At 61.6% G+C, this 1,026-nt stretch carries 1 pseudogene; it reads right to left on the bottom strand.

What is annotated here, in order from left to right:
• Positions 1–2: 2 nt before the first annotated feature.
• A pseudogene (locus XCSCFBP4642_RS0122170) lies at positions 3–935 on the bottom strand (IS1595 family transposase); the annotation flags it as partial.
• Between the last annotated feature and the right edge of the window lie 91 nt (positions 936–1,026).

A 1,026-nucleotide genomic window follows, 5' to 3' on the forward strand; every position in this document is an offset into this window, starting at 1 on the left:
AAAACCGGCTCTGGGCATGGTGTGGATTGCATCATGGCCGTGGCAAGTCGTGGCAGCATCTCGCGCAAGCGGAATCGACGATTAAAACGATAGGCCGCTTCTCCCAGGTAACGCCTTGCGTATTTGCCTTGCGCGATGGCGTGATACACGCCACTGATGGCGCGTTTGAGATTGCCCAGCACCACGTTGAGCCAACGTGCACCGGCCGTTTCGGTCGCGGCACGACCACCGCCAGTGTCCAGCGTGGTGTGCGCGTGGCCGGCGTCTTCTAGCCGGCGGAAGCAGGCCAGCCCATCGGTGTAGACCTCGCATTCGGGCGCCAAGCGACGGGCAATCCAGTCCTGCAGCGAGGTGTTGTCGAAGCTGCGCACCGGCTCGATCACCACAAAGCGCGGCGCGGTGAAGGTGGCATCGGTCTGCACCGCAATCAGGAACGCTTGTTTGTTCTCCGATCCGCGTCCGGCCTTGCCACCGTTACGCTCGCCGCCGAGATAGGCATCGTCGATCTGCACGAAACCCGCCAGTTTCCGCATGGATTCGCGCTCGGCCATAACCTGCATGATCTTGTGTTTCATCCGCCAGGCCGTCTTGTAGTTGACGCCCAGATGCCGCATCAACTCCAGCGCGGCCATGTTGGTTTTGGTCGAGGTCAGCAGGTGCAACGCCAGCATCCAGGTGCGCAGCGGCAGCTTGGTGCCTTCGAACATCGTGCCTGCAATCAGGCTGGTCTGATGCCGGCACGCGCTGCATTGGTAGTAGATCGCAGCACCCCGCTTGAAACGCGAGCGCACGCGTCCGGCACAAACAGGGCAACGAAAGCCTTGCGGCCAGCGCCACTTGTAAAGCGCGCGATAGCACTTGGCTTCGGTGCCGTAGGACGCGAAGAACTCAGGCATCGACAATCCCGCTTGGAACTGCACGGCATTGATACTCATCACGCCACCTCGTTGGCTTCAGGTGACAGCAGCATCCACCCAGCGCGGCGCAGATCCTGCGACAGGCGGCTGATGGTCAGGGCTAATCAGG

Origin of the sequence: Xanthomonas cassavae CFBP 4642, from assembly GCF_000454545.1 — a bacterium.
Classification (GTDB): Bacteria; Pseudomonadota; Gammaproteobacteria; order Xanthomonadales; family Xanthomonadaceae; genus Xanthomonas; species Xanthomonas cassavae.